This is a genomic window from Bradyrhizobium sp. CCH5-F6, assembly GCF_001556045.1.
Classification (GTDB): domain Bacteria; phylum Pseudomonadota; class Alphaproteobacteria; order Rhizobiales; family Xanthobacteraceae; genus Bradyrhizobium.
In genome coordinates this window covers 94,694-120,145 of the sequence record NZ_LSIC01000073.1, presented here as the reverse complement: position 1 = coordinate 120,145, position 25,452 = coordinate 94,694, and the positions used below count along the sequence as shown (strand labels likewise).

At 64.4% G+C, this 25,452-nt stretch carries 24 protein-coding genes; 17 read left to right on the top strand and 7 right to left on the bottom strand.

What is annotated here, in order from left to right:
• The first annotated feature begins 160 nt into the window (after positions 1-160).
• The 12 genes from dnaJ to AX729_RS13025 all read left to right on the top strand — a co-directional run bounded on the left by dnaJ (position 161) and on the right by AX729_RS13025 (position 12,612).
• On the top strand, positions 161-1,300 hold the full coding sequence (dnaJ, locus tag AX729_RS13080) for a molecular chaperone DnaJ (RefSeq protein WP_061023591.1): 1,140 nt from the start codon (positions 161-163) through the stop codon (positions 1,298-1,300).
• A gap of 88 nt (positions 1,301-1,388) precedes the next feature.
• Positions 1,389-1,988 carry a class I SAM-dependent methyltransferase gene (locus AX729_RS13075; protein WP_061023588.1) on the top strand — a complete coding sequence of 200 codons (600 nt, stop codon included), beginning with the start codon at positions 1,389-1,391 and terminating at the stop codon, positions 1,986-1,988.
• A 57-nt stretch (positions 1,989-2,045) separates the two neighbouring features.
• On the top strand, positions 2,046-2,624 hold the full coding sequence (locus AX729_RS13070) for an NADPH-dependent FMN reductase (RefSeq protein ID WP_061023833.1): 579 nt from the start codon (positions 2,046-2,048) through the stop codon (positions 2,622-2,624).
• Between the two features lie 6 nt (positions 2,625-2,630).
• Positions 2,631-3,341, top strand: a complete 711-nt coding sequence (gene pyrF / locus AX729_RS13065; protein WP_061023585.1) for an orotidine-5'-phosphate decarboxylase — start codon at positions 2,631-2,633, stop codon at positions 3,339-3,341.
• Between the two features lie 19 nt (positions 3,342-3,360).
• Positions 3,361-3,666: a DUF1330 domain-containing protein gene (locus tag AX729_RS13060; protein ID WP_061023583.1), complete on the top strand. Its 306-nt coding sequence runs from the start codon at positions 3,361-3,363 to the stop codon at positions 3,664-3,666.
• Positions 3,667-4,164: 498 nt separating this feature from the next.
• Positions 4,165-5,466 carry a calcium-binding protein gene (locus AX729_RS13055; RefSeq protein WP_082770423.1) on the top strand — a complete coding sequence of 434 codons (1,302 nt, stop codon included), beginning with the start codon at positions 4,165-4,167 and terminating at the stop codon, positions 5,464-5,466.
• A gap of 175 nt (positions 5,467-5,641) precedes the next feature.
• On the top strand, positions 5,642-7,327 hold the full coding sequence (locus AX729_RS13050) for a type I secretion system permease/ATPase (protein WP_245325151.1): 1,686 nt from the start codon (positions 5,642-5,644) through the stop codon (positions 7,325-7,327).
• Positions 7,324-8,688, top strand: coding sequence for an HlyD family type I secretion periplasmic adaptor subunit (locus tag AX729_RS13045; RefSeq protein ID WP_061023582.1), 1,365 nt, complete (start codon positions 7,324-7,326; stop codon positions 8,686-8,688). The genes AX729_RS13050 and AX729_RS13045 overlap by 4 nt, the downstream gene beginning before the upstream one ends.
• A gap of 45 nt (positions 8,689-8,733) precedes the next feature.
• A complete protein-coding gene (locus AX729_RS13040) occupies positions 8,734-9,927 on the top strand; it encodes a helix-turn-helix transcriptional regulator (RefSeq protein WP_197433586.1) in 1,194 nt (397 codons plus the stop codon).
• A 41-nt stretch (positions 9,928-9,968) separates the two neighbouring features.
• Entirely contained in the window at positions 9,969-11,012 is a 1,044-nt protein-coding gene (locus AX729_RS13035) for a M23 family metallopeptidase (protein WP_245325149.1), read from the top strand.
• A gap of 137 nt (positions 11,013-11,149) precedes the next feature.
• Entirely contained in the window at positions 11,150-11,965 is an 816-nt protein-coding gene (dapB, locus tag AX729_RS13030) for a 4-hydroxy-tetrahydrodipicolinate reductase (protein ID WP_061023581.1), read from the top strand.
• A gap of 23 nt (positions 11,966-11,988) precedes the next feature.
• Positions 11,989-12,612: a 2,3-bisphosphoglycerate-dependent phosphoglycerate mutase gene (locus AX729_RS13025; protein ID WP_061023579.1), complete on the top strand. Its 624-nt coding sequence runs from the start codon at positions 11,989-11,991 to the stop codon at positions 12,610-12,612.
• Positions 12,613-12,720: 108 nt separating this feature from the next.
• On the opposite strand, the gene AX729_RS13020 is transcribed toward AX729_RS13025, so the two are convergent.
• Together AX729_RS13020 and AX729_RS13015 are read right to left on the bottom strand one after the other, a co-directional pair.
• Positions 12,721-13,617, bottom strand: coding sequence for a methylated-DNA--[protein]-cysteine S-methyltransferase (locus tag AX729_RS13020; protein ID WP_061023577.1), 897 nt, complete (start codon positions 13,615-13,617; stop codon positions 12,721-12,723).
• A 55-nt stretch (positions 13,618-13,672) separates the two neighbouring features.
• On the bottom strand, positions 13,673-14,206 hold the full coding sequence (locus AX729_RS13015) for a DUF2244 domain-containing protein (protein WP_061023575.1): 534 nt from the start codon (positions 14,204-14,206) through the stop codon (positions 13,673-13,675).
• Between the two features lie 22 nt (positions 14,207-14,228).
• Here AX729_RS13015 and nth point away from each other — a divergent pair, with 22 nt between their 5' ends.
• The 3 genes from nth to AX729_RS13000 are packed head-to-tail and all read left to right on the top strand — an operon-like array spanning position 14,229 to position 17,763.
• A complete protein-coding gene (gene nth / locus AX729_RS13010) occupies positions 14,229-14,981 on the top strand; it encodes an endonuclease III (protein WP_061023824.1) in 753 nt (250 codons plus the stop codon).
• Between the two features lie 30 nt (positions 14,982-15,011).
• The gene (locus tag AX729_RS13005) at positions 15,012-16,148 is read left to right on the top strand and encodes an HlyD family secretion protein (protein ID WP_061023573.1); all 1,137 of its coding nucleotides are present in this window, start codon (positions 15,012-15,014) and stop codon (positions 16,146-16,148) included.
• Positions 16,135-17,763: an MFS transporter gene (locus AX729_RS13000; protein ID WP_061023571.1), complete on the top strand. Its 1,629-nt coding sequence runs from the start codon at positions 16,135-16,137 to the stop codon at positions 17,761-17,763. Before AX729_RS13005 ends, AX729_RS13000 begins: the two co-directional genes overlap by 14 nt.
• Positions 17,764-17,766: 3 nt before the next feature.
• Here AX729_RS13000 and AX729_RS12995 read toward each other — a convergent pair whose 3' ends face one another.
• The 3 genes from AX729_RS12995 to AX729_RS12985 form a co-directional block, all read right to left on the bottom strand.
• Positions 17,767-18,507, bottom strand: a complete 741-nt coding sequence (locus AX729_RS12995; RefSeq protein WP_061023569.1) for a sulfate transporter family protein — start codon at positions 18,505-18,507, stop codon at positions 17,767-17,769.
• Positions 18,508-18,624: 117 nt separating this feature from the next.
• Positions 18,625-19,071 (bottom strand): nickel-responsive transcriptional regulator NikR, encoded by a 447-nt coding sequence (gene nikR / locus AX729_RS12990; protein ID WP_061023822.1) that lies wholly within the window; start codon positions 19,069-19,071, stop codon positions 18,625-18,627.
• A gap of 136 nt (positions 19,072-19,207) precedes the next feature.
• On the bottom strand, positions 19,208-21,658 hold the full coding sequence (locus tag AX729_RS12985) for a heavy metal translocating P-type ATPase (protein WP_061023568.1): 2,451 nt from the start codon (positions 21,656-21,658) through the stop codon (positions 19,208-19,210).
• A gap of 50 nt (positions 21,659-21,708) precedes the next feature.
• Between AX729_RS12985 and AX729_RS12980 the strand changes: the two genes are divergently transcribed.
• The gene (locus AX729_RS12980) at positions 21,709-21,984 is read left to right on the top strand and encodes a metal-sensitive transcriptional regulator (RefSeq protein WP_014438781.1); all 276 of its coding nucleotides are present in this window, start codon (positions 21,709-21,711) and stop codon (positions 21,982-21,984) included.
• 68 nt (positions 21,985-22,052) lie between these two features.
• Here AX729_RS12980 and AX729_RS12975 read toward each other — a convergent pair whose 3' ends face one another.
• On the bottom strand, positions 22,053-23,030 hold the full coding sequence (locus AX729_RS12975; protein ID WP_061023566.1) for a YiiX/YebB-like N1pC/P60 family cysteine hydrolase: 978 nt from the start codon (positions 23,028-23,030) through the stop codon (positions 22,053-22,055).
• A gap of 192 nt (positions 23,031-23,222) precedes the next feature.
• Here AX729_RS12975 and AX729_RS12970 point away from each other — a divergent pair, with 192 nt between their 5' ends.
• On the top strand, positions 23,223-24,611 hold the full coding sequence (locus AX729_RS12970; RefSeq protein WP_061023565.1) for a flavin monoamine oxidase family protein: 1,389 nt from the start codon (positions 23,223-23,225) through the stop codon (positions 24,609-24,611).
• A 28-nt stretch (positions 24,612-24,639) separates the two neighbouring features.
• Here the strand turns inward: AX729_RS12970 and AX729_RS12965 are convergent, their stop codons facing one another.
• The gene (locus AX729_RS12965; RefSeq protein WP_061023563.1) at positions 24,640-25,410 is read right to left on the bottom strand and encodes a sulfite exporter TauE/SafE family protein; all 771 of its coding nucleotides are present in this window, start codon (positions 25,408-25,410) and stop codon (positions 24,640-24,642) included.
• Positions 25,411-25,452 lie beyond the last annotated feature (42 nt).

The window sequence follows — 25,452 nt, the reverse complement described above, 5'->3', positions numbered from 1 at the left end:
GTCGCAGGAGCACGCTTCCGCTACGATCGATCAATCTCCAGCCGTTATTCTCAGCGCTGCCAGGCAGCGCCCTGCCGCAAGGCGGAAGGGTGCTCATGTCGTCGCGTGTCAGCGTTGTTTCGCCCCAACTTGAATCGCGATTGGATAGACCGAGCTCATCATGTCCACGTCCACCAAGCGCTGCTATTACGAAACCCTGGAAGTCGAACGCGACGCCGACGAGTCCAAGCTGAAATCGTCGTTCCGCAAGCTGGCGATGAAATTCCACCCCGACCGCAATCCCGGGGATGAGACCAGCGAAGTCAAGTTCAAGGAGATCAACGAGGCCTATGAGGTCCTGAAGGACAAGGACAAGCGCGCTGCCTACGACCGCTACGGCCACGCCGCATTCGAGCAGGGTGGCGGCTTTGGCGGCGGGGGCGCCGGTTTCGGCGCGGGCTTCGCCTCCTCCTTCTCCGACATCTTCGAAGACTTGTTCGGCATGGCCGGACAGCGCGGCCGCGGCGGCCGCGAGCGTGGGGCCGACCTGCGCTACAACATGGAAATCACCCTCGAGGAAGCCTTTGGCGGCAAGACCGCGCAGATCGAGATCCCGGTCTCGGTCACCTGCGAGGCCTGCTCGGGGATTGGCGCCAAGGCCGGCACCAAGCCGAAGACCTGCTCGACCTGCGGCGGCGCCGGCCGCGTGCGGCAGTCGCAGGGCTTCTTCACGCTCGAGCGGACCTGTCCCGGCTGCCAGGGCCGCGGTCAGATGATCGAGGATGCCTGCCCGTCCTGCTCGGGCCAGGGGCGCGTCACACGGGAGCGGACCCTCTCGGTCAATATTCCGCAAGGCGTCGAGGATGGTACACGGATCAGGCTCGCCGGCGAGGGTGAGGCCGGGGTCCGGGGCGGCCCGCCCGGCGACCTCTACATCTTCCTGTCGCTGGCCCAGCACCAGTTCTTCCAGCGCGACGGCGCCGATCTGCATTGCCGGGTGCCGATCTCGATGGTGACGGCAGCGCTCGGCGGCGAATTCGAGGTGCCGACGATCGAGAAGAGCAAGGCCAAGGTGAAGGTGCCGCCCGGGACCCAGTCCGGCCGCCGATTCCGCATCGCATCAAAAGGCATGCCGGTGCTGCGTTCGCGCCAGATGGGCGACATGTACGTCCAGGTGGTGGTCGAAACCCCGCAGAACCTCACCAAGAAGCAGCAGGAATTGCTGGCCGAGTTCGACAAGCTCTCCTCCGGCAACACTCAGCCGGAATCCGAGGGCTTCTTCGCGAAGGTCAAGGATTTCTTCGGCAATCGGGCGAATTGACTCGTCTTGACCGTACCGCCTTCGGCCTATACGTCTTTATGACCATTTTCTGACACGCCGCGGTCCCGCGGTCCCGTCCGGTCCCGACATGCCATTGCCATCGTCCGCGCGTGCGTTGAAGAAGCCTCGTCTCGATGACGAGGTGCGCTTTCTCAGGTCGTGGATCGAAAAACCACTGCACATGGGCGCGGTCATGCCGTCAGGCAAGCTCCTGGCCCGGACCATGGCTCACTATGTCGATGTCGATTCGGACGCCCCGGTGGTCGAGCTCGGGCCCGGTACCGGTGCGATCACCTCGGCCCTGATCGAGCGCGGCGTCGACCAGAAGCGTCTCGTCCTCGTCGAATACAATCCCGGCTTCTGCGCGCTGCTGCGCGACCGCTACCCACAAGCCAAGGTGGTGCAGGGCGATGCCTATCGCCTGCGCGACACGCTCTGGAATGTGCTGAGCGCGCCGGCCAGCGCGGTCGTCTCGGGCCTGCCGCTGGTCACAAAACCGATGCTGACGCGGCTGCGGCTCATCCGTGACGCCTTCACCGCTCTCGCGCCCGGCGCGCCCTTCATCCAGTTCACCTATGCGGTGGTGCCGCCGATCCCGAAATCGCTTCCCGGCGTGTCCACAGAGGCTTCGGAACGGATCTGGATGAACCTTCCGCCGGCCCGCGTCTGGGTGTATCGCAAGGATTAATTCCGCCGGCTCCTGCTCTTGCGCGGCGGGCTCGTTTCGCCGAACGCATGGGATTGGATGTCTGCTCCCAAAATCCTGATCATTCCCGGCTCGCTGCGCACCGGCTCGCACAATGCGAAGCTTGCAGCGGTCGCCGCGTATGAATTCGCCCAGGCCGGCGTCGACGTCACCCGCATCTCGCTGGCCGATTTTCCGCTGCCGATCTACGACGGCGATCTCCAGGCCAAATCCGGCGTGCCCAAGCACGCCATCAATCTCAAGCGCATGATCGGCGCCCATCACGGCGTCCTCATCGTCTCGCCCGAATACAACGCCTCGGTGCCGCCGCTTCTCAAGAACGCGATCGACTGGGTCAGCCGCGTGCACGAGTTGCACGAGGCGCGCGGCGAGGTGTTCCGCAACCGCGTCTTCGCGCTCGCTGGCGCCTCGCAGAGCCGGCTCGGTGCGGCCCGCGCGCTCCAGGCCTTGCGGCTGATCCTCTCCTCCTGCCACGCCAATGTCATTCCCAGCCAGCTCACGCTCGCCTTTGCCGACCAGGCCTATGACGATATGGACAGGCTGAAGAACGAGGGCGATATCGCCGCGCTGAAGGAGCTGGTAGCGCAGTTGATCGACCTTTCCCAACGCATGATGTGAGGTGACATGACGCCAGCCGAAATCGCCCCCAAGGACCGCCTGATCGTTCCGCTCGACGTGTCGAGCCCGGAGGCTGCCGAGGCGATGGTCGCAAGGCTCGGCGACAGCGTCACCTTCTACAAGATCGGCTATCAGCTCGCCTATGCCGGCGGCCTGCCGTTGATCGGCAAGCTCGCCGGCGAGGGCAAGAAGGTGTTTGCCGATCTCAAGATGCACGACATCGGCAACACGGTGATGCGCGGTGTCGAGAGTGTCGCCAGGCTGGGGGCGACTTTCCTCACCGTCCACGCTTATCCGCAGACCATGAAGGCGGCAGTCGAAGGCCGTGGCGCATCGAGCTTGAAGATTCTCGCAGTCACTGTGCTGACCTCATACGATGACGACGATCTGCACGCGGCCGGATATCGGCTCGGCGTCTCCGAGCTGGTCGAAGCGCGCGCGCAGCAGGCGCAGGTGCTCGGCATCGATGGACTCGTCTGCTCGCCGGAAGAGGTGGGTGCCTTGCGCAAGATCGTCGGGCATCAGATGAGCCTCGTCACGCCTGGTATCCGTCCGGCGGGCTCACCGACCGGCGACCAGAAGCGCGTCATGACGCCGGGTCGCGCGATCGCTGCAGGCGCCGACTATCTCGTCGTCGGGCGGCCGATCCTCGAGGCCGCCGACCCCAAGGCGGCGGCCGACGCGATCCAGGCCGAAATCGCGCAAGCGCTCAGCTAATCAACAAGGGAGAACGACGATGGCAAAGGGTTACTGGATCGGGCGTGTCGACGTGAGCAATGACGAGGGCTACAAACCCTACGCGGTCGCCAACGGTCCGATCTTCAAGAAATGGGGCGGCCGTTTCGTCGTCCGCGCCGGCAAGTTCACCACCGTCGAAGGTGCCAGCCGCAACCGCAACGTCGTGATCGAATTCCCGGACTACGAGACCGCGCTCGCCTGCTACAACTCGCCGGAATATCAGGCCAACATCAAGGTGCGGCAGCCGCACTCGATCGCCGACCTCATCATCATCGAGGGTTATGACGGTCCGCAGCCGTCTTAAAGCGTGATGAGATCAGGTCAAATAGCTACAGGGGGAAGTGAACTCCCTCTCCCGCTTGCGGGAGAGGTGAACGAGCCGCGGCAATCGATTCAACTTAAGCCCATTCCGCTTTAGAATGGCGGCTGCGCGCCGTCATTCTTCACGTGAATGACGGGCTGATCAGCGAACGCCCTTCGCCTGTCCGTCGTCTCGCCAAATTGTGGCGAGATCGGCGCCCAGGTACATACAAGCCGGATGCAGTGGAGCCGGTTCCAGCACTTTCCCTGAAGGGGAAAGTCGCCGCGCCACCTGCTCCCGTCGCGCTCCTCACTCAGCTTTGTTCCAAGGATTCTTTTGTCCCCAAATGGGGATTGCGACCCTGCCCAATTTTCATTCAAGGTTGCTTTGCTCGAACTGTACAACAGGGACGATGAGAGATCAGCCCAAGCAAGGCACACGTCCCTGACCGGAGGCAAGCCTACCCGCATCACGAAAACCTTGAATCAAGGAGCGGAAGTCATGGCACTCATCAACGGAACGGCAGGCGACGATATCATTCCTGGAACGGCAGCTGACGACCAGATCAACGGGTTGGCAGGCAACGATACGATCACCGGGTTGGACGGCGCCGACCTCGTGAACGGAGGCGCGGGCGACGACAACATCGATGGCGGTGCCGGCGACGATACGCTGAATGGCAATGCCGGTGTCGATACGATCGCCGGTGGCGACGGCGACGATACCGTCAACGGCGGTGCGGGAGACGACAATCTTTCGGGCAATGCCGGCCTCGACACGATCCACGGCAACGCAGGCAATGACACGATCGACGGCGGCCTGGGGAACGATCAGCTCTATGGTGACGCAGGCGCCGACTCCATCCACGGTGGAGATGACGATGACGCCGTCTACGGCGGCGCCGGAGCCGACACCCTTTGGGGAGACGCAGGCAACGATACGCTGAATGGCGATGCCGGCAATGACACGCTGCATGGCGGCCTCGGAAACGACACGGCGAACGGAGGCCTCGGCGACGATGTCATCAACGGCGACGAGGGCAATGACACGCTGAATGGCGGTCTCGGAAACGACACGTTGAATGGCGGTGCCGACGACGACGTCCTGAACGGCGGCGCCGGCAATGACACGCTCAACGGCGACGATGGCAACGATACCATGAATGGAAACGCCGGAGCCGACCTCATGGAGGGCGGCGCCGGGACCGACACGATGTTCGGCGACGCCGGAGACGACACCATGTCGGGCGGCGCCGGAGATGACACCATGAACGGCGGTGACGGCGCCGACGAACTCAGTGGCGGCACCGGCAATGATACGCTGAACGGCGACGCGGGCGATGACACTCTTGCCGGCGGCGACAACAACGATACGTTGAACGGCAGTGACGGCGCCGACACGCTCGCGGGCGGAAACGGCAACGATACGCTCGCCGGCGGCGCAGGCGATGACGAGCTGGATGGCGGTAACGGCAACGACGTCCTCGACGGAGGCACGGGAGACGACGTGATGACGGGTGGGGCGGGCGCCGACACCTATCATTTCGGCGACGATACCGCCACCAACTTCGGTGATGACGAGATAACGGACTTCAGTCTTACCGATGGTGATCTGATCCAGGTCGATGCTGCACCGGGCTTCGACCCGACCACGGTCGTCGTCAGCGATGATGGCACCAACACTGTGCTCGATTTCGGCTTCGGAACGATCCAACTCGACGGCGTGACCGGAGGCGCAACGCCATTCACGACGATCGATGACATCAATGTGGCCGCGGGGTCCACGGTCATTGAAGTCGTCTGAGGCCCGTTCGGCGGGGCGGCTACCGATCCGCCCCGCCACTGCATTTCTGAAGTCTGTATGAGTCAGTCGGTGATATTGCCTGCCGGTCATGTATTTGCGTCCGCCTGAGGGCCCAGCGCCTGGTAAGAGATCGCTGCTCGGATTGATTCCGGGGCGGTCCGCAGTCGTGTGGGTCGTGGCCTTCAGTATCTCGGTGAACCTGCTGCTCCTGGTCGTTCCCCTCTATTCGATCGAGGTGTTCGACCGGGTGATCAGCAGCGGCAGCGTTGAAACGCTTGTCGGTCTCACGATGATCGCCGCAGCGGCTCTCGTGTTCAGCGCCGCTTTCGATATCCTGCGCAGCCGCCTCCTCAGCCGGTTCGCCGTTGGCTTCGAGCGGTGCGTCGCTCCGATCGTCCTCGAAGGCACCATCGTGGACGCGGCAAGTCGCGGCGATGGAGGGACGCACGATCTCGTCAAGGTCCGCGAACTGAGAACCTTCTTGGCGAGCGGCACCGTTACGACGCTCATCGATGCGCCGTTTCTTCCTGCCTTCATTCTCATTCTATTCCTTCTCCACGTTTGGTATGGGGCCATTGCCCTGGTGGGGACGGCAATTCTGCTGGTGTTGGGCATCATCAGCCGGCGGATCGCGCGCACCGAAACGGCCGAGGCGTCGGGAGCCGCACTGCGGACGCAGGCTGCCCTGGACGGGATCGTCCGGCATGCCAGCCTCGTGCGCGCGATGGGGTGGACTCTCGGCGCAGTTCGGGAATTCATGCGGCTCAACGATCAGGCACTGTCGCCCGTCGTTCGAGCCAGTGAACGTGTCTACGCGATCGGCGCTGCCGCGCGCATGATCAGGACGATCCTGCAGATTGCGGCGATTGGAGCGGGCGCTTGGCTGGTTCTTCAAAACGAGGTGCTGTCGGGCAGCCTGATCGCGAGTTCACTGCTGATCGCGCGCACGCTCCAGCCGATGGAAAGCCTGATCTCAGCCTGGCGCGCGCTCACATCCGCGCAGGAGGCATGGACACAGGTCCAGGCCGCCGCTGCGCCGGTGTTGGCGCGAAAGAGAAAGACATTGCTTCCGATGCCGTCCGGCAGGCTGGTCGTCGATCGCGTGGCCTACAGGCCCGCTGGAGCCAAACGCCCCATTCTCGCGGGTATAAATTTCGAGTGCCGACCCTCGCAAATCGTCGTCGTCATAGGTCCGACGGGCGCCGGAAAATCGACCCTGCTGCGGCTGATGGCGGCCCTCGAGCTGCCGAGTAGCGGCACGATCCGGCTGGATCATGCCGCTCTCCATAATTGGGATGCTGATCAGCTCGGCAAGTTCGTCGGATATCTTCCCCAGGACGTGCAGCTCGTGGGCGGCACCGTCGCAGAGGCGATCGCCGGATTCGACGAAAGCGCGCGCGACGAAGACATCACCGCGGCAGCGATGCTCGCGCACGCGCATGACATGATCCTTTCCCTGCCATCTGGCTATCAGACGGAGATCGGTCGCGACGGCAGCAAGCTCTCAGGTGGTCAGCGCCAGCGGATTGGCCTCGCGCGAGCGTTCTTCGGCCACCGCAAGCTGATGCTGCTGGACGAACCAAATGCCAACCTTGACCCGGAAGGCGAGGAAGCGCTCTGCTCTGCGGCTTTGCAGGTCAGGGCGCGCGGCGCAACGCTGGTCATCGTGACGCACAGGCCCCGCCTCCTGACGATCGCGGATGCCGTATTGCTGCTGAGAGACGGCATGCAGCTCGCCTTTGGCCCGCCCAGCAAGGTTCTGCCCCTCCGTCTATCCGAGGTCACGCCGATATCGAAGTCGACCGACGGTCACCGCGAACAAGAGTCCCGCGTGCTCAGGACCGGAGGAGCGAGTCGATGACGTCGCAAGGCCATGCTCGCAACATCGTCATTCCACGCCATGCCGTGACCGGCGAGCGGTGGGCAACATTCAATGAACCACGCTCCGACATGCGGCGCATCGTGGTGTGGGGGTGCGTGTTGCTCGTTCTGCAGTTCTGCTGCATCGGCGTCTGGGCGACCACCGTTCCGCTCCGCAGCGCTGTCGTGGCGTCCGGCTTCATCAAAGTGCATTCAAAGCGCAAAGCCGTGCAGCACCTCGAGGGAGGCATCATCAAGTCGATCCTGGTCAGAGAGAATGATCGTGTCCAGGCCGGTCAAGTGATTGCGCGGCTCGATACCACGCAGATCGAGGCGATGCTCGGTTCGCTCGAGACGAAGCTGTTTGCGGACCTTGCCATGGAAGCGCGATTGGCCGCCGAACAGGCCGGCGAAAAAGAGATACGATTTCCGGATGAGCTGCGAACGAGATCTGCTGCGGCCGCGGGCGTTGCCGTACTGACCCAGCGGGCCGAGTTTGCGGCGCGGTTGACGGCGATCGACGGCGAGCGAAAGCAGATTGATCAACAGATGCTGCAACTGGAGGATACCATCCGCGGCCTGGAGGGCGACACCAAGGGGGCAGAACAGCAACTTGCCCTTTTGAAGGAAGAAATCGCGGATACGAGTTCCCTGCTCGCCAAGGGGCTCGCGCGGAAGCCGCGTTTACTGGCTCTACAACGCAGCCAGGCTGAAACGGAAGGGCAGATCGCTCGCAATGCAGCATCAATCTCGCAGGCACGAACAAAGATCGCCGAACTGGACGATAGGCGTCGACAGCTGGAGTTGAACCAGAATCGGGACATCGCAAAGCAGCTGCACGCCACCAGCCAGGAGATTGGCGATCTTCGACATCGAATTGCCGCGTTGCGTGATCAGCTTGTTCGATCCGAACTGCGTGCACCTGAAAGTGGGAAGGTCGTCGGCCTCAACAGCAGGGATCTCAGTGCCGTGCTTGCGCCCAGGGAAACTCTTCTGGAAATCGTCCCCCTTCAAGATCGGCTTGTCATCGAGGCGACGCTGAAGCCGACGGACAGGCAGGAGGTTTATGTCGGACAGACGGCGCGCGTGCGCGTCCTCGCATTGAACATCCGCCGGATACCGATGCTGGATGCGAAGGTCGTTGCAGTTGCCGCGGATGCGCTGAATGACCCGAAGACGGGCGTCGCCTCCTACATGGCGGAACTCGAGCTAGGGACCACCACGCAGACAGCATATTACCTTTCGTCATTATTGCCCGGAATGCCCGTCGAGGTGTTCGTCGAGACGGGAGAAAGAACCTTTGCGGAGTATTTGCTGCAGCCCATGGTGCTGCGGATCCACCGCGCTTTCAGGGAGAGTTAGGCTGCTGGCGCAATGCCGGCGGCATCGATATTGCGGGAGGAGCGCTTGCACGAGAATGGCAAGGTACTGCCCCACTGGCAGAATGGAATCGGGTTCTATCCCACGGAGAGCGCACGCTCGACGATCGATACTGAGGGCCTGGTAGAACAATTTGCGAGCCCTGCCGACGAGAGTATCGGCCAGATGGCGATGGAGCATTTCGGGAGGGGGATTGCCGAGCTGCTTGAATGCCGCAGCTGCTATATTGCCGCGGCGATGCGTCGAGCTTCCGGCCAACGATTGCTGCAGGCGCGGATCGGGCAGGCGACCATCGATCCTTCGTGCACGGCCATGGTGGCGCGAATTGCTCGAAAGGGCGCCAGTACAGGCTGTACGCTGCTCGAACCGGTCCATCTGCGCACCACTTTCGTGCGAAAGCTGATCGGGCCCGAGCCGGATATCAATGGTCATTCCGTGATAGGACGGTTCGCCGCTTGCGAGGGCGTAACCGTCGTCTTCGTCGCGGGATGGCGTCAATCGGGACTTACGCGGGCCGAGGTTCCATGCCTCGTGCGCGCGGTGCGTGCGATCTGGGAGACCGCCCACGATCTGGTGCGATTGCAGCAGCGCCAGGAAGATGCGGCGACCTGGCTTGGAGTCTTGGCATTTCCTGCCCTCATCGTCGACGAAGATCTTCGCATTCACGAAATCAACGGCAGCGCGCAATCGCTGATGGCCAAAGGCGATCTCCTCAAGGCGAATGGAGACAAGCTGGCCGGGCATAACAGTTCGGTGACTGCTGCCTTGAGGGAGGCGGTTCGCGAATCATTGGGTTCGCGCGCCGATCGGGAGTGGCTGGATACAACCGTGCCTCTTTCAACCGAGCGTGAGCGGTTCGCCTTTGCCAGAATCGGGGCTGCGCCGCCGCCTTGTGATACCGGAAAGGCGCTTGTCATCGTGCCGCAGTTCGATGAGGTTTCGGGAGCGCACCGTATTGCCGCGGCTTTCGGCTTGAACTTCGCGGAAGAGCGGATCGTCACTCGGATCCTTCAAGGCAAGTGTCCGCGAAAGATCGGTGCTGAACTGCGGCTAACCGAAGCAACGGTGAGAACCTACACCAAGCGCATAATGCTCAAACTGGGAATCAACCGACAATCCGAGTTCTTTGTACTTCATCATCTCACGCAATCGCCGTTCGGCTCTGGCCTGCGCGAGAAGTCGGTCCGCCAGTTTGCATCCGTCTCTCGGTTGATCGGATAGGTGCAATATTTGGAGAGACCTGATCGACGACTTCAAGATCGATGTTCGAAGCGTTCATGATGACACCAACCCGTTCGCCCGCAACAACCGCCTTCCTTCTTTCGACCGTGATTGTGATCCCAGTGCTCGCAACCCCTGGACATGGCCTTGCCGAGCGCATCCAGCTGGGAATGCCGATCGCCTGCGAGCCCGGGAAGACCTGCTACATCCAAAACTATACGGATCGGGACCCATCACCGGCCGCAAGGGACTTCAAATGCGGCACGCTGACATACGATGGGCACAACGGAACTGACTTTCGGCTCCCCTCGCTGCAGGCGCAACGGGCTGGCGTTGACGTTCTCGCGTCCGCAAGCGGACGCGTCCTTCGAACTCGGGAAAATCTGCCGGACGGAGCGTTCCACAAAGGCGCGCGCGAGGCTGTTCGTGACGTCGAATGCGGCAATGGCGTTCTGGTCCAGCACGACGATCATTGGGAAACGCAATATTGTCATCTCGCAACGGGCAGTCTTCGGGTGAAGCCCGGCGACACCGTGACACGAGGGCAGCCGCTGGGCCGGGTAGGTCTATCGGGTTTGACCGAGTATCCTCACCTCCACTTCACGGTCCGGCACGACGGTTCGATCACAGATCCTTTTGCCCACGGCGCGAGCCCGGAATCCTGTGGCGGAGGAGAGATGCTGTGGGAACCTGCACTGCAGGCGCGGCTTCGCTACCAGGAACGGGCCGTTCTGAACACGGGTTTTGCGACGACCCCGGTGACGATGGAATTCATCGAGGACGGAAGGACGGACGCCGAATTGCCTTCGGCGGCGTCGGCGGCAATCGTCGCCTTTGTGCGTATCATCGGTTTGAAATCAGGCGACGTTCAGCGACTTGTCCTCAGCGGGCCCTCCGGCAAGGTGATCGCCGAAAACAACGCTGCGCCCGTCGAGAACAATAAAGCGCAAGCTTTTCTATCCACGGGTCGGAAGCGCCCCGCCAATGGCTGGGAGCAGGGCACCTACAAGGCCGAATATACTGTTGAGCACGCCGGCCAGGTCGTGCTGAGAGAGCGCTGGGAACTTCCGGTTCAATCGCATTGATCTGATGATTTTGCCTTTGGTCTGCGAGAGCCCGCAATTGCCCGCCCGCGGTTAAACCCCCGTCAGCGCATCCCCCTGGTTCCATCGGTTGCCCAAACGGCCCGCGACCGGTAATAGGGCCATTGAAAGGATCGACCATGTCCGACATGCGCTTGATTGTTGCAGGAGCCGGCGGCCGGATGGGCCGGGCGCTGGTGCGAGCGATTGCCGAGAGCAAGGGCGCGGTGCTGGCGGGCGCGCTTGAGGCGCCCGGTTCGGAACTGCTCGGCAAGGATGCCGGCCTGCTCGCAGGCCTGCCGGCCAACGGTATCAAGCTGTCCGCCGATCTCTGGGCGATGTCGAGGGATGCAGACGGCATCCTCGACTTCACGGTGCCGGCGGCGACCATCGCCAATGTCGCGATCGCCGCCGAGCGCGGCATCGTCCACGTCATCGGCACGACCGGGCTGTCGGGCTCCGACAACGCCGTGATCAAGAGCGTCACCAATCGCGCGGTCGTGGTGCAGTCAGGCAATATGAGCCTGGGCGTCAACCTGCTCGCCGCCGTGGTCAAGCGCGTTGCCAAGGCGCTCGACCAGAGTTTCGACATCGAGATCGTGGAAAGCCACCACCGCATGAAGGTCGATGCGCCCTCGGGCACGGCATTGATGCTGGGCCAGGCCGCAGCCGCCGGCCGCGGCATAACCCTCGATGACCATTCCGAGCGTGGTCGTGACGGCATCACCGGCGCCCGCCGGCCGGGCAATATCGGTTTTGCCTCCTTGCGCGGCGGAACCGTCGCCGGTGACCACAGCGTGACCTTCCTCGGCCCGTTCGAGCGCCTGACGCTGTCGCATCAGGCGGAGGACCGCATGCTGTTCGCCCATGGCGCGCTGAAGGCGGCGTTGTGGGCGCACGACAAGACGCCGGGACATTACTCGATGGCCGACGTGCTCGGCCTCGCCGATTTCTGATCGAACCAAACGGAAAGCAGTCAATGAGCGAACGTCTTCTCGTGCTCGTGCGCCACGGCCAGAGCGAATGGAATCTGAAGAACCTGTTCACGGGCTGGAAAGACCCCGATCTCACCGAGCTCGGCGTGAACGAAGCCAAGGAAGCCGGCCGCAAGCTGAAGGCACAGGGTCTCGTATTCGACGTCGCCTTCACCTCGGTGTTGACGCGCGCGCAGCACACGCTCGATCTCATCCTCGCCGAGCTCGGCCAGACCGGTCTGCCGACCTCGAAGAACCTCGCCTTGAACGAGCGCGACTACGGTGATCTCTCCGGTCTCAACAAGGACGACGCGCGCAAGAAATGGGGCGAGGACCAGGTGTTGATCTGGCGCCGTTCCTACGACGTACCGCCGCCCGGCGGCGAAAGCCTGAAGGACACGCTGGCGCGCGCGCTGCCCTATTACGTGCAGGAAATCCTGCCCGCCGTGCTCAACGGCAAGCGCACTTTGGTTGCCGCCCATGGCAATTCGCTGCGCGCGCTGATCATGGTGCTGGAGAAGCTCTCGCCCGAAGGCATCCTGAAGCGCGAGCTCGCCACCGGCGTGCCGATCATCTACCGGCTCAATGCCGATTCGACCGTGGCTTCGAAGCTGGATCTGGCGGGTTAGTCGAGATCTCGTAGGGTGGGTTAGCGCAGCGTAACCCACCATCTTTGCCGTAACGGAAATAGAAGAGGTGGGTTACGCCTCCGGCTAACCCACCCTACGACATCGACCCTATTGCATCCCCAGCTGCCCGGCTTCCCAGCCCAGCATTGCCTGCTTCCGCGTGATGCCCCAGTGATAGCCCGTCAGCGTGCCGCTCTTGCCGAGTGCGCGGTGGCAGGGCACGACGAAGGAAACCGGGTTCTTGCCGACCGCCGCGCCGACGGCGCGCGAGGCCTTCGGGCTGTTGATGTTGCAGGCGATGTCGGAATAGGACACCGCGCGTCCCATCGGAACCTTCAGCAGCGTCTCCCACACCCGTACCTCGAAATCGGTGCCGATCAGGACCACGCGCAGCGGCTGGTCCGGTCGCCACAGCTTCGGGTCGAAGACACGCGCCGCGAGCGGCGCGGTGCCTTCGTGATCTTCCACATAAGTGGCGTTCGGCCAGCGCCGCGTCATGTCGGCGAGTGCGATCTTCTCTTCGCCGGGATCGGCGAAGGCGAGTCCGGACAGCCCGCGATCGGTGGCGATCACGATCGCGGTGCCGAACGGCGAGGGATGGAAGCCGTAGCGCAGGGTGAGGCCGGCACCGCCGTTCTTCCATTCGCCCGGCGACATCGCTTCGTGCGTGACGAAAAGATCGTGCAGCCGGCCCGGTCCCGACAGGCCCGAGTCGAGTGCCGCGTCGAGGATGCTGGCGGAATCCCTCAGCAGGTTTTTGGCGTGGTCGAGGGTGAGGGCCTGCATGAAGGCCTTCGGCGTGATCGAGGCCCAGCGCCGGAACAGATGGTGCAGCTCATCCGGCGTGACGCCGGCCGCATCCGCCATCGCCTCGATGGTCGGCTGCGCGCGCCAGTTCGCCGAGATGAAGGCGATCGCCCGGCGCACCGAATCATAGTCGCGCAACGCGGCGTTCTGGGTGCCCGGCTTGGCCAGGCGCTGGTCATGTATCGCGAGGGTCATCATGACCGGAAATGTAGGAGAAGGGATGGCTCGAAACCACCCGATTCCCGACCCGGAATCAGGTGATCGGATTATAGGTCGGGCCGCGCCTGGCGGCGTTCAGCGCCTCGACCAAGCCTTTGTGAAAGCTCGCCTTTTCATTGGGGCCGAGGAAGCGGGCGATCTGGATCTGATGACCGCGCGAGATCAAATAGAGATGCTCGATGCCAAAGTCCTCGTCGATCTCCATGTCGAGCCGGACCCAGAGCGGATTGAACGTCCATTCGGCGACCTGGCCGTGATGGCTGACGCGGCGCACCCGCAGTTCGGACGGGGTCACCACGATTTCCTCGCGGGCGCGCGCGGCGCGGAAATTGGCCTTGAAGGCCCACCAGATCACGACAACGTCGAGGCCGAAGAAACCGAACACCGGCCACGCCCCCATCATCAGGAAAGCGAGGCCCGCAACGAAGCTGACCACGCTCACGAACACCATCAAGGCGAGGAAGCCGGTGCGGTTCAGGGAGCGGTGTGGCGTCAGCAGCGCAGAGAAGATCTGCACGTCGCGCGGGTCTTGGGAATCGCTGCGCTCTATTTCGTTGCCTGTGCTCATCGTCCCTCAGTATATCCCGATCATGGCGAAAATCACCCGCAAGCCGGCCCCGCGCAAAGCGGCGGTGCCGAATAAAAAGGCAAAGCCGGTCGCGGCCAAACCGAAAGCGCCTGCGAAGAAATCGCTCAAAGCTGCAAAACCCTGGACGCCGGCCGAGGTCCGCGAGGTCTTCAGCCGTTTCCGCAAGGCCAATCCGGAGCCGAAGGGCGAGCTCGAGCACGTCAATCCGTTCACGCTGCTGGTGGCCGTGGTGCTGTCGGCACAGGCGACCGATGCCGGCGTCAACAAGGCGACGCGCGCCTTGTTCGAGGTCGCCGACACGCCGCAGAAAATGGTCGATCTCGGCGAGGAGCGCCTGCGCGAGTACATCAAGACGATCGGCCTCTATCGCACCAAGGCGAAGAACGTGATCGCGTTGTCGGCAAAGCTGCTGACCGAGTTCGGCGGCGAGGTGCCGCGCACCCGTGCTGAAATCGAATCGCTGCCCGGCGCCGGACGCAAGACGGCGAACGTCGTGCTCAACATGGCCTTCGGCGAGCACACCATGGCGGTCGACACGCATGTGTTTCGGGTCGGCAACCGCACCGGACTTGCGCCGGGCAAGACGCCGCTCGAGGTCGAGCTCGGCCTCGAAAAGGTCATCCCGGCCGAGTTCATGCTGCATGCCCATCATTGGCTGATTTTGCACGGCCGCTACACCTGCCTCGCGCGCAAGCCGCGCTGCGAGGTCTGCCTGATCAACGATCTCTGCCGGTGGCCGGAGAAGACGGTGTGAGATCGCGGTGAGTTCGTTTGAGGTTCAGTCGTGAGTCAACAAGAGCAAGTTCCATCGTCGCCTCCCGCCGCAGCGCCTGCCCCACCACCGAAGCCGACGCAGCGCCCCGCCACCTCGCTCTGGAGCCGGCTCGCGATCCCGCTGTTTGCAGTCGTCGTTGCGCTCGCCTTCGTCGCGCTGGCGACGCTGCGCTTCGACGAATGGGTCGGCAATGCCGTGGTCCAGACCACCAATGACGCCTATGTGCGCGCCGAGCTGACGCGGCTGTCGAGCCGCGTCTCGGGCGAAGTGCTCACCGTAGGAGTCACCGATTTCCAGCGCGTCAAGGCCGGCGATCTCCTGATCCAGATCGACCCCGCCGATTACGAGGCGCAAGTCGCGCAGGCCGAAGCCGCCGTCGCCGCGGCGCAGGCCGCGCTCGACAATCTCGCCAACCAGATCGAGCTGCAATATGCGACGATCGCGCAGGCCCAGGCTGCGCGTCTCTCCGCAGAAGCCTTGGAAGTGGAGGCGCGACAGGAGCAGGAGCGCCAGCAGTCCCTGTCGCAGACCGAATCCGGCACGCGGCAGCGCCTCGAGCAGGCAGTGGCCGCTTACGCCAAGGCGCAGGCCGACGTGCGCGCGAGCCGCGCCGTGATCGCGGCCCAGCAGCACCAGCTCGAGGTCCTGCAAGGCACCAGGAAGCAGCGCGCCGCCGATGTCGCGGCGGCCAAGGCGACTCTTGCGGGTGCGAGGCTCAAGCTTGGCTATACGAAGATCACCGCGCCGTTCGACGGCGTTGTCGGCGAGCGCCAGGTGCAGCCCGGCGATTACGTCAATATCGGCACCAACCTCATCAACGTGGTGCCGCTGCCCAAGGTCTATGTGATCGCGAACTACAAGGAGACCCAGCTCACGCACGTGGCACCGGGCCAGCCGGTCGAGATCACCGTCGACAGTTTTCCGCGCGAGACGCTGCGCGGCAGGGTCGCGCGCATTGCGCCGGCAACGGGCGCACAGGTGGCGCTGCTGCCGCCCGACAACGCGACGGGCAATTTCACAAAAGTCGTTCAGCGCATTCCCGTGCGCATTCAGTTCGACGACGACCAGCCGCTGCTGGCGCGGCTGGTGCCGGGCATGTCGGTGGTCACCAGCATCGACACCAAGGGCGCAAATGGCGGAAAATGACGATGCCGATCGCGGGCCGCTCTCGCGCGGCGGCGTCGCGCCGCAGCCCCTGTTCGCCGTCGCGGCGGTGTTGCTCGGCTCGTTCCTCGCCAATTTCGACAGCCGGCTGACCACGGTCGGCCTGCCCGACCTGCGCGGCGCATTCTCGCTCGGCTTCGACGAGGGCGCCTGGCTCTCGACGGCCGGCATCGGCTCGCAGATCTTCATCGCGCCTGCGGTGGCCTGGCTCGCCACGGTGTTCGGCCTGCGCCGCGTCCTCGGCATCCCCAGCCTCGTCTACGCCGCCGTCTCGTTCGTCATTCCCTTCGTGCACGAATACACGACGTTGCTCGTGCTCAGCGTCGTGCACGGCCTCCTGCTCGGCACCTTCGTGCCGGCGACGCTGATGATCGTGTTCCGCAATCTGCCGATCCGCTGGTGGCTGCCGGCAATCTCGATCTATGCGATCCGCGTCGGCTTCGCGTTGGACACATCGACCTCGCTGGTCGGCTTCTATGTCGACCATCTCGGCTGGCAATGGCTATACTGGCAGGGCGTGGTGATCGCGCCCTTGATGGGCCTGATGGTCTATCTCGGCACGCCGAACGAGCCGGTGAACCGCGCGCTGCTGCGCGAGGCCGATTGGGGCGGCATGCTGCTGCTCGGGGCCTCGGTCTCGATGATCTATGCCGGGCTCGACCAGGGCAACCGGCTGAACTGGCTCGGCTCCGGCACGGTGATGGCACTGCTCGCAGCGGGCGCGGTGCTGTTTCTGGCATTTCTCGTCAACGAATCGCTGGTCAGGCAGCCCTGGGCGCATGTGAACGTGCTGTTCTCGCGCAACATCGGCTTCGGGCTGGTCCTGATCCTGCTCTACACGCTGACGAGCCTGTCCAATGCGTCGCTGGTGCCGAACTTCCTCGCCACCATCGCGCTGCTCAGGCCCGAGCAGAGCGGCATGCTGCTGCTGACCCATGGCGCCTTGCCGATGTTCTTGCTGGTCCCGGTCTCGATCTGGCTGCTGCGGCATTTCGATGCGCGGACGGTGGTCGTCGTGGGCTTTGCCTGCTTCGCCGCGGCCAATCTCTGGGGCACGCAACTCACCCACGTCTGGGCGCGCGAGGATTTCATCGGCATCGTGCTGCTCCAGGCGATCGGGCAGTCGCTGACGCTATTGCCGCTGATCATCACGCTGCTGTCCAACTCCGATCCGAGCCGTGCCACCTCCTTTGCCGCCTATATCCAGATCATGCGGCTCGGCGGCGCCGAGATCGGCGTGGCGCTGATGGGCACCTGGCTGCGCGTGCGCGAGCAGGTCCATTCCTTCTATCTCGGCCAGAACCTTGCAGTCGGCGATGCCGATGTGGTGCAGAGACTGAAGCAGCTCGCCGATCGCTTCGCCGCCCACGGCACGGGATCGGCGCAGCCGCGCGCGGTCGGCACGCTGGCGGGCATCGTCCAGCGCGAGGCCAATGTGCTCGCCTATATCGACGGCTTCTGGCTGTGCTTCTGGCTGGCGATAGCCGCGCTCGCAATCGTCGCGCTGGTCACCCGCGCGCCGACGGGCCCATTCACGCCCGCGCCGTTCGGCTTCGCCAGGATGCTGCTGCGCAAATGCGGACTGACGGTGACGTAAGCGTCACCGCACCTGCCGCGCCGGCTCGATCAGCTCGGGCCGCGGGCCGGACAGGCGCTTGTGCATGTGGACCATGAAGGCCATGGCGAAGATCGGCGTAGCCAGATTGACGATCGGGATCGAGACGAAGGCGGCGATGAAGAGCCCGGCGGTGAAGATGGTGGCGGCGTTGTCGCGCCGCATCGCCTTGGCTTCCTCCGGCGGGCGGAAGCGCATCGCCGCGAGCTCGAAATATTCGCGGCCGAGCAGCCAGGCCGCGGCGAGGAAGAAGACCAGGAAGCCGGCGCCGGCGAAAAGCACCAGCGGCAACGCGACCAGATAGACCACGATCGTCAGCAGGGCAGTCCTGACGCCTTCAAGAATCGCCTGGCCCAAGGGCAGCGCCACGCCCGGCCGCTCGGCCGGATAATGCTCGCGCTCGACGATGTCGGCGACGTCGTCGACGAACAGGCTCGCCACCAGCGAGGTGATGGCGGGCATCAGGAAGATGCCGCCGAACACGACGCCGAGGCCCGCCGCGATCGAGACGATCCACGACAGGACTTCGATCGATGAATGCCAGCCCGGTCCGAGCAGGCCTTCGAGCCAGACCTCACCGGAGGTCGCAAACCAGCTGAGCAGCCGTTGCAAACCGATCGCCAGCACGGTGATCAGCACCAGCGCAAGGCCGATCGATCGCCACAGGATCGAGCGCATCGGCGGCGAGATCATTTGCGACAGCGCCTTGATGGCGGCATCCAGCATGGGGGATCCTCTCAGGTCAACACTTCGCGAGAGGTAGACACCCAATGCGGCTTCGGCAAGGGCGACCGGCTGCCCCAGGCACGACCGTGTCCCGGTCGGGGGCACGCAAGCGCCCAGCTAGCCATGCCGGTGCCCGTGCTTCCGCGCCTTTGCCGGCTTGCCTTCTCCGGTCGGGATCATCACCACGCGGCCGTAGCGCACGCCGCGTTCAGCGATGATGTGGTCCGCGAAATGCCTGACCTCGTCGGCATCGCCGCGCAGCGCCGTCATCTCCATGCAATTGTCATCGTCGAGATGGACGTGCAGCGTCGCCAGCGCGAGATCGTGATGTCCGTGGAATTCCTGCACCAGGCGTTTTGACAGATCGCGCGCGGCGTGGTCGTAGACATAGACGAGACCGGCCACGCATTGGCCGGTCTGCGCCGTGTCTTCCGTGCTCTGCTGCAGGCCGGCGCGGGCGAGATCGCGGATGATCTCGGAGCGGTTCTGGTAGCCACGCGCCTCGGCTGCGGCATCGATCTCCGCCAGGAGATCGTCCTCGATCGTGATCGTAATCCGCTGCATCAGGTCCTCTCCGTGCGTGCCGCCTGTATAGTCCATGAACCGTAGCCCGGATGGAGCGAAGCGCAATCCGGGGCAGTCTCGATTTGTTGGCAGAACCCGGATTTCGCTTGCGCTCCATCCGGACTACGCAGTGTCCCTACAGCCGCGTCGCACGAAGCCGCAGCGCGTTGCCGACCACGCTCACCGACGACAGCGCCATCGCCGCCGCGGCGATGATCGGCGACAGCAGTACGCCGAAGGCCGGATAGAGGATCCCCGCGGCGATCGGAATGCCGGCGGCGTTGTAGATGAAGGCGAAGAACAGGTTCTGGCGGATGTTGCTCATGGTCGCCTGCGACAGTTTGCGCGCCCGCACGATGCCAGTGAGATCGCCCTTGAGCAGGGTGACGCCGGCACTCTCCATCGCGACGTCGGTGCCGGTGCCCATGGCGATGCCGACCTCGGCGGCGGCCAGCGCCGGTGCGTCGTTGACGCCGTCGCCGGCCATCGCGACGATGCGGCCGGCCTTTTGCAGCCTGGTGACCACCGCGCTCTTCTGGTCGGGCAGCACCTCGGCCTCGACATCGGCGATGCCGAGCCGGCGCGCCACCGCCTCTGCCGTCGTCCGGTTGTCGCCGGTCAGCATGATGACCTTGATGCCTTCTGCCGCGAGCGCCTTTAGCGCTTCCGGCGTCGAGGCCTTGACCGGATCGGCGATCGCGAACAGGCCGGCAAGCCGGCCGTCGACGGCCATGTTGATCACGGTCGCGCCGTCGCCGCGCAGCCTTTCGGCTTCATTGTCGAGCGTCCTGGTCTCGATGCCGATCGACGTGAGGTATTTGGCATTGCCGAGCACGATGGTCTTGCCGTCGACCTTGCCCGTCGCGCCCTTGCCGGTCGGCGAATCGAATTGCTCGACCTGGCCAAGGGCGAGCTGCTTCTCCCTGGCCGCGCGCACGACGGCGTCGGCCAGGGGATGCTCGCTGGCCCGCTCGACGCTGGCCGCCAGCCGGAGGATGTCATCTTCCGCGAAGCCGGCCGCCGGCACGATCGCGACCACCTTGGGCTTGCCCTCGGTCAGCGTGCCGGTCTTGTCGACCACGAGCGTGTCGATCTTCTCCATGCGCTCCAGCGCCTCGGCGTTCTTGATGAGCACGCCCGCTTGCGCGCCGCGGCCGACGCCGACCATGATCGACATCGGCGTCGCAAGTCCGAGCGCGCAGGGGCAGGCGATGATCAGCACGCTGACGGCTGCGACGAGGCCGAACGCCAGCCGCGGCTCCGGTCCGAACCAGGCCCAGGCGCCGAAGGCAGCGAGGGCGACGACGATCACCGTCGGCACGAACCAGCCGGAGACCTGGTCGGCCAGGCGCTGGATCGGCGCGCGGGAGCGCTGAGCGTCCGCGACCATCTGCACGATCTGCGACAGCAGCGTCTCGCGGCCGACCTTGTCGGCGCGCATCACGAAGCTGCCCGACTGGTTCAGCGTGCCGGCAATGACCTTCGCACCGGTCTCCTTGGTGACCGGCATGGATTCGCCGGTGACCAGGGACTCATCGAGCGACGAGCGCCCCTCCAGGATGATGCCGTCGACCGGCACCTTCTCGCCGGGGCGAACACGCAAGGAATCGCCGGCATGGAGCGTGTCGATCTCGACCTCATGCTCGCTGCCATCAGGCGCGACGCGGCGCGCGGTCTTCGGCGCAAGCTGGAGCAGCGCCTTGATCGCCCCCGAGGTCGCGTCGCGGGCGCGCAGCTCCAGCACCTGGCCGAGCAGCACGAGGACGGTGATTACGGCAGCCGCCTCGAAATAGACGGCGACGGCACCCTCATGACCGCGGAAGGTGTCGGGGAACAGCTGCGGCGCCACGGTGCCGATGATGCTGTAGACATAGGCGACGCCCGTGCCCATGGCGATCAGCGTGAACATGTTGAGGTTGCGCGTCAGCAGCGATTGCCAGCCGCGGACGAAGAACGGCCAGCCGGCCCACAGCACCACGGGTGTGGCGAAGACGAGCTGGATCCAGTTCGAGACCGTAGCATAGATCCAATTGTGCGGGCCCGCGAGATGGCCGCCCATCTCCAGCACCACGGCCGGCAGCGCCAGCGCGCCGCCGATCCAGAACCGTCGCGTCATGTCGGCGAGCTCAGGGTTGGGTCCGGTCTCGAGGCTCGCCACCTCGGGCTCCAGCGCCATGCCGCAGATCGGGCAGCTGCCCGGTCCGACCTGGCGGATCTCCGGATGCATCGGGCAGGTGTAGATCGTGCCCGCAGGCATTTCCGGCTCGGGCGCCTTCTCCTTCGCAAGATATTTGGCGGGATCGGCGGCGAATTTGGTTTTGCAGCCGGCCGAGCAGAAATGGAAGGTCTCGCCGTGATATGCGAGGTGATGCTTCGACGTCGCCGGGTCGACCGTCATGCCGCAGACCGGGTCCTTCACCTTGTTCGCGGAATCACCGTGGTCGTGGCCGTGATGATGGGCATGGCTGGAATGATCGCCGCCGCAGCACGAGGATGCCGCGGGCTTCGCCGGCGGCGGTGCAGCTTTCGCGGAACAGCCGCATCCGGAATGTGTTTCCGCGTCGTGACGGGGCTCGCTGTTGTTCATTGCCATGCTCCGGTCTTGAAACCTATACCCGGTAGGGGTATATAGACCGCATGCGCAAGGACATCAAGACATCCGTCGGAAAACGTCTCGGCCGGATCGAGGGCCAGGTTCGCGGCCTGTCGAAAATGGTAGAGGAAGACCGCTACTGCATCGACATCGTGACGCAGATCTCGGCCGTGCGTGCCGCACTGCGCCGGGTCGAGGAGGAGGTCCTGAAGGATCACGTCGCCCATTGCGTCGAGCACGCGATTGCGAGCGGCGACAAGGCCGATCAGCGCGAAAAGATCGCGGAGCTGATGGCGGTGATCGGCCGGGCGGAGCGTTAGCACGGTATTCCGCTGTCATTGCTTCGCATAGGCTCGCAATGACCGCTTTCGCGGGGTCGACAGCGAAGCTACGCCGCGACCTCGCACATATCTCTGCGACGCCCTGCCCGATATTGCGCGAGTTCGTTCAGCTGCACAAAATGCTCGGAGAAAGTGGCGTTGATCTCCGCGGCTTCATCCATCATTTGCGTAAGCCGAATCTCAGCCGGCGTCTCTTCGTCAATCGCTTCAGGAACGAGCGGCGGCGCCAAGACCGTTTCTGGAAACACACCGAATGAGCCCGCTACCTCCTCGAGCGGCTTCTGCTTGTCGGCCCAGTGCAGGGCGGTGTAGTCGAACCCGTGCACGATGGTGGGTTTGACGACTTCGAAATAGGGCGAGATGTCGAAGTCGCGGGGCATGTAGAGCGAGGAATCGCGGATGTGCAGGATCTCGCGGCGGGCGGCACGGCTGCCGGCCTTGGTGATCTTCGGCAGGATCGGATAGCGCACCGCGTCGAAGGCCTGCGCGATCAGCGCCGAGCAGATGATCTTGGTCGGGTCGCCGGAGCCGATCGCGATCATGCGCCGGCGCCAGCGCTGCGGTATCGGCATCGGGAACAGATAACGCATCAGGTCGACGATGTTCTTGGTATCGTAGCCGAAGCCGATGCGGTTGATCGCATAGCGGCAGACCGTGGTGCGGTCCTCATAGGACAGCCCGACCGGGCGGCAGAGGCGGGTGTGATAGGGGAAATATTTCGACAGCGGCGCCGAGGTGACGCCTTCGCCGATATTGGCCTCGATCAGCACATGCGGCTCGCCGTCGGGCTCCTCCGCACCCGCGACCGGGCCGACATAGAGCGCGGCATGCGACCAGGTCGACTGCGTCAGATATTTGATGATGCCGGAGATGCGGTTGTTGCCTTCGACCAGCAGCACGTCGCCGGGCTCGATGACGCCGCGCAGATGCTCGGGATCGCTTGGTGTGAACGGCTCATAGCCCGGCACCTCCTTCGAGAGGTACGCGGCAATCAGCTTGCCGACCGAATCCAGGACCGTCCCCATGTCGAACTCCCCCCACGGCCTTTTCCAGCCGCCTTTTTCCCTTCTGTATCATGGTCGAAACGTGTTGCAATTCGGTTCATCACTCTGTGAGATCAAGCACGATTGATTCACCGTGATGGTTGCCGTGCAACGTCAGATACGGCAAGGTTCGCGGGCTGTTCCCGTTTGCCGCAAGTCCCCGGAAACCATGACATGACAATCACGCGCCGCGGTTTCCTTTCGGCGTCGGCGGCCTTTGCGGCGATGCCGGTCCTGGGCGCGAGCGCCGCGCCCCTGCCGCGCGAGGCGGACATCGTCGTGATCGGGGCGGGAGTTGCGGGCATTGCCGCAGCGCGGCGCATCATGGCGACGGGCCGCAAGGTCATCGTGGTGGAAGCCGCGGGCCAGATCGGTGGCCGCTGCATCACGGACAGCACCACCTTCGATACGCCATTCGACCGCGGCGCACGCTGGATGCACAATGCCGACACCAATCCGATGATCCGGCTGGCGCGCAGCGCCGGGCTGGACGTGTTGCCGGCGCCATCGGGCCAGAAGATGCGCATCGGCCGCCGCAACGCGCGCGCGGGCGAGACCGAGCAGTTCCTGGCAGCGCTGGTGCGCGCCAACCGCGCCATCGACGAGGCCGCGCGCGGCAAGCTGGATACATCCTGCGCGTCCGCGCTGCCGAAAGATCTCGGCGACTGGGCCGGCGCGGTCGAGTTCATGCTGGGCCCGAACTTTGCCGGCAAGGACCTGAAGGAGCTGTCCGCGATCGACAAGGGACGTGCGCAGGACCGCAACGCGGCGATCGCCTGTCGTCAGGGCCTCGGCACCCTGATCACCAGGCTCGCAGAGCAGACCCCGGTGGCGCTGTCGACGCCGGCAAACCGCATCGCCTGGAGCAACCGCGACGTCAGCGTGGAGACACAAGCCGGCAGGATCGCGGCGCGTGCCGCCATCGTCACGGTCTCGACCAACGTGCTGACATCGGGCGCGATCAAGTTCGCACCCGACATGCCCAAACGGACCTTGGACGCGGCATCGAAGCTCGGCCTCGGCAGCTACGATCACATCTTTCTGCAACTGCCGGGCAATCCGCTCGGCCTGTCGCGTGACGATATCCTCATCGAACAGAGCAACTCGACGCGCACGGCGCTCATGTTCGCCAATATCGGCGGCTCCTCGCTGTGCTCGATCGATGTCGGCGGCTCCTTCGGCCGCGATCTTTCCGAGCAGGGCGAGAAGGCCATGGCCGCCTTCGCGAAGGAGTGGATCACGAAACTGTTCGGCAGCGAAGCCGCTTCCGCCGTGCAGAAGACCAGCGCGACGCGCTGGAATGCCTCGCCCCATGTCATGGGCGCGATGTCGGCGTCTTCGCCCGGCGGTCAGCTCTCGCGCAAGATCCTGAGCGAGCCGATCGGCAATGTGTTCATCGCCGGCGAAGCCACCCATGAGACATTGTGGGGTACCGTCGACGGCGCCTGGGAAAGCGGCGAACGCGCGGCGGACGCGGCGTTGCGCAAGATCGGCGCGCTCAAGGACGACTCGGCGGACGTGCCGACACAGTCGACCAAGAAGCGCCGCGCGCCGCGGCAGTAAGGGCAGCTAAGCCACCGACAACGGAGGTTTAACGCAAAATCCCGTCCAGCACCGGCAGTCCGGCAACCACCGCCGTCGCAATCAGCGCATAGCAGATCCCGCGAAACACCTTCTCGCTGGCGCGGCCGAACAGCGACGCGCCGAAGGCGACGCCGATCGCATAGACCGGCCCGACGATCAGCGAGAGCACCAGCGACTCGCGGCTGATCAGACCCGTCGACGCGTAGCTGACCATCGAGAAGAAATCCGAGGCGCCGAAGAACAGCACGATGTTGGCGCGCGCGACGATCGGCGCGATCGGGCGGCCGAGCCAGTAGCCCACGATCGGCGGGCCGCCGGTCTGCGCGAGGCCACTGCAGAAACCGGACAGGCCGCCGATTCCGACAGAGAGCCAGGCGTGGTCCTTGCCGCGATAGCGCCAGCCCGACAGCAACAGAAGCAGCAGCGCCGCGACGAAGCAGGAGATGATCCAGCGCGTGGTGACGGGCTCGAGCACGCTGAGGAGATAAGTTCCGATCGGAACGCCGATCAGTGCGCCCAGCACGATCACCGCGGTCGCCTTGCGGTCGGCCTGGCGCCATGCGTCAGGCAGCATCGGGGCTGCCGCGACGAAATCGATGACGAGCAGCAGGGCTGCAACGAGCCGGGGCGCAGCGATGCTGCTCGCCAGCGGCATGAAGATCAGCGCCGAGCCGAAGCCGGAGAAGCCGCGCGCCGTGCCCGAAACGAAAGCGACGGCGCAGAGCGCCATCGCAATGGTGAGGCTGACGTCCTTCGGAAGAAAGTCCGCAAGGCTCATGCTGGTTGCTTCTGGAGCATGATGTCGTCCGAAAACCGCGTC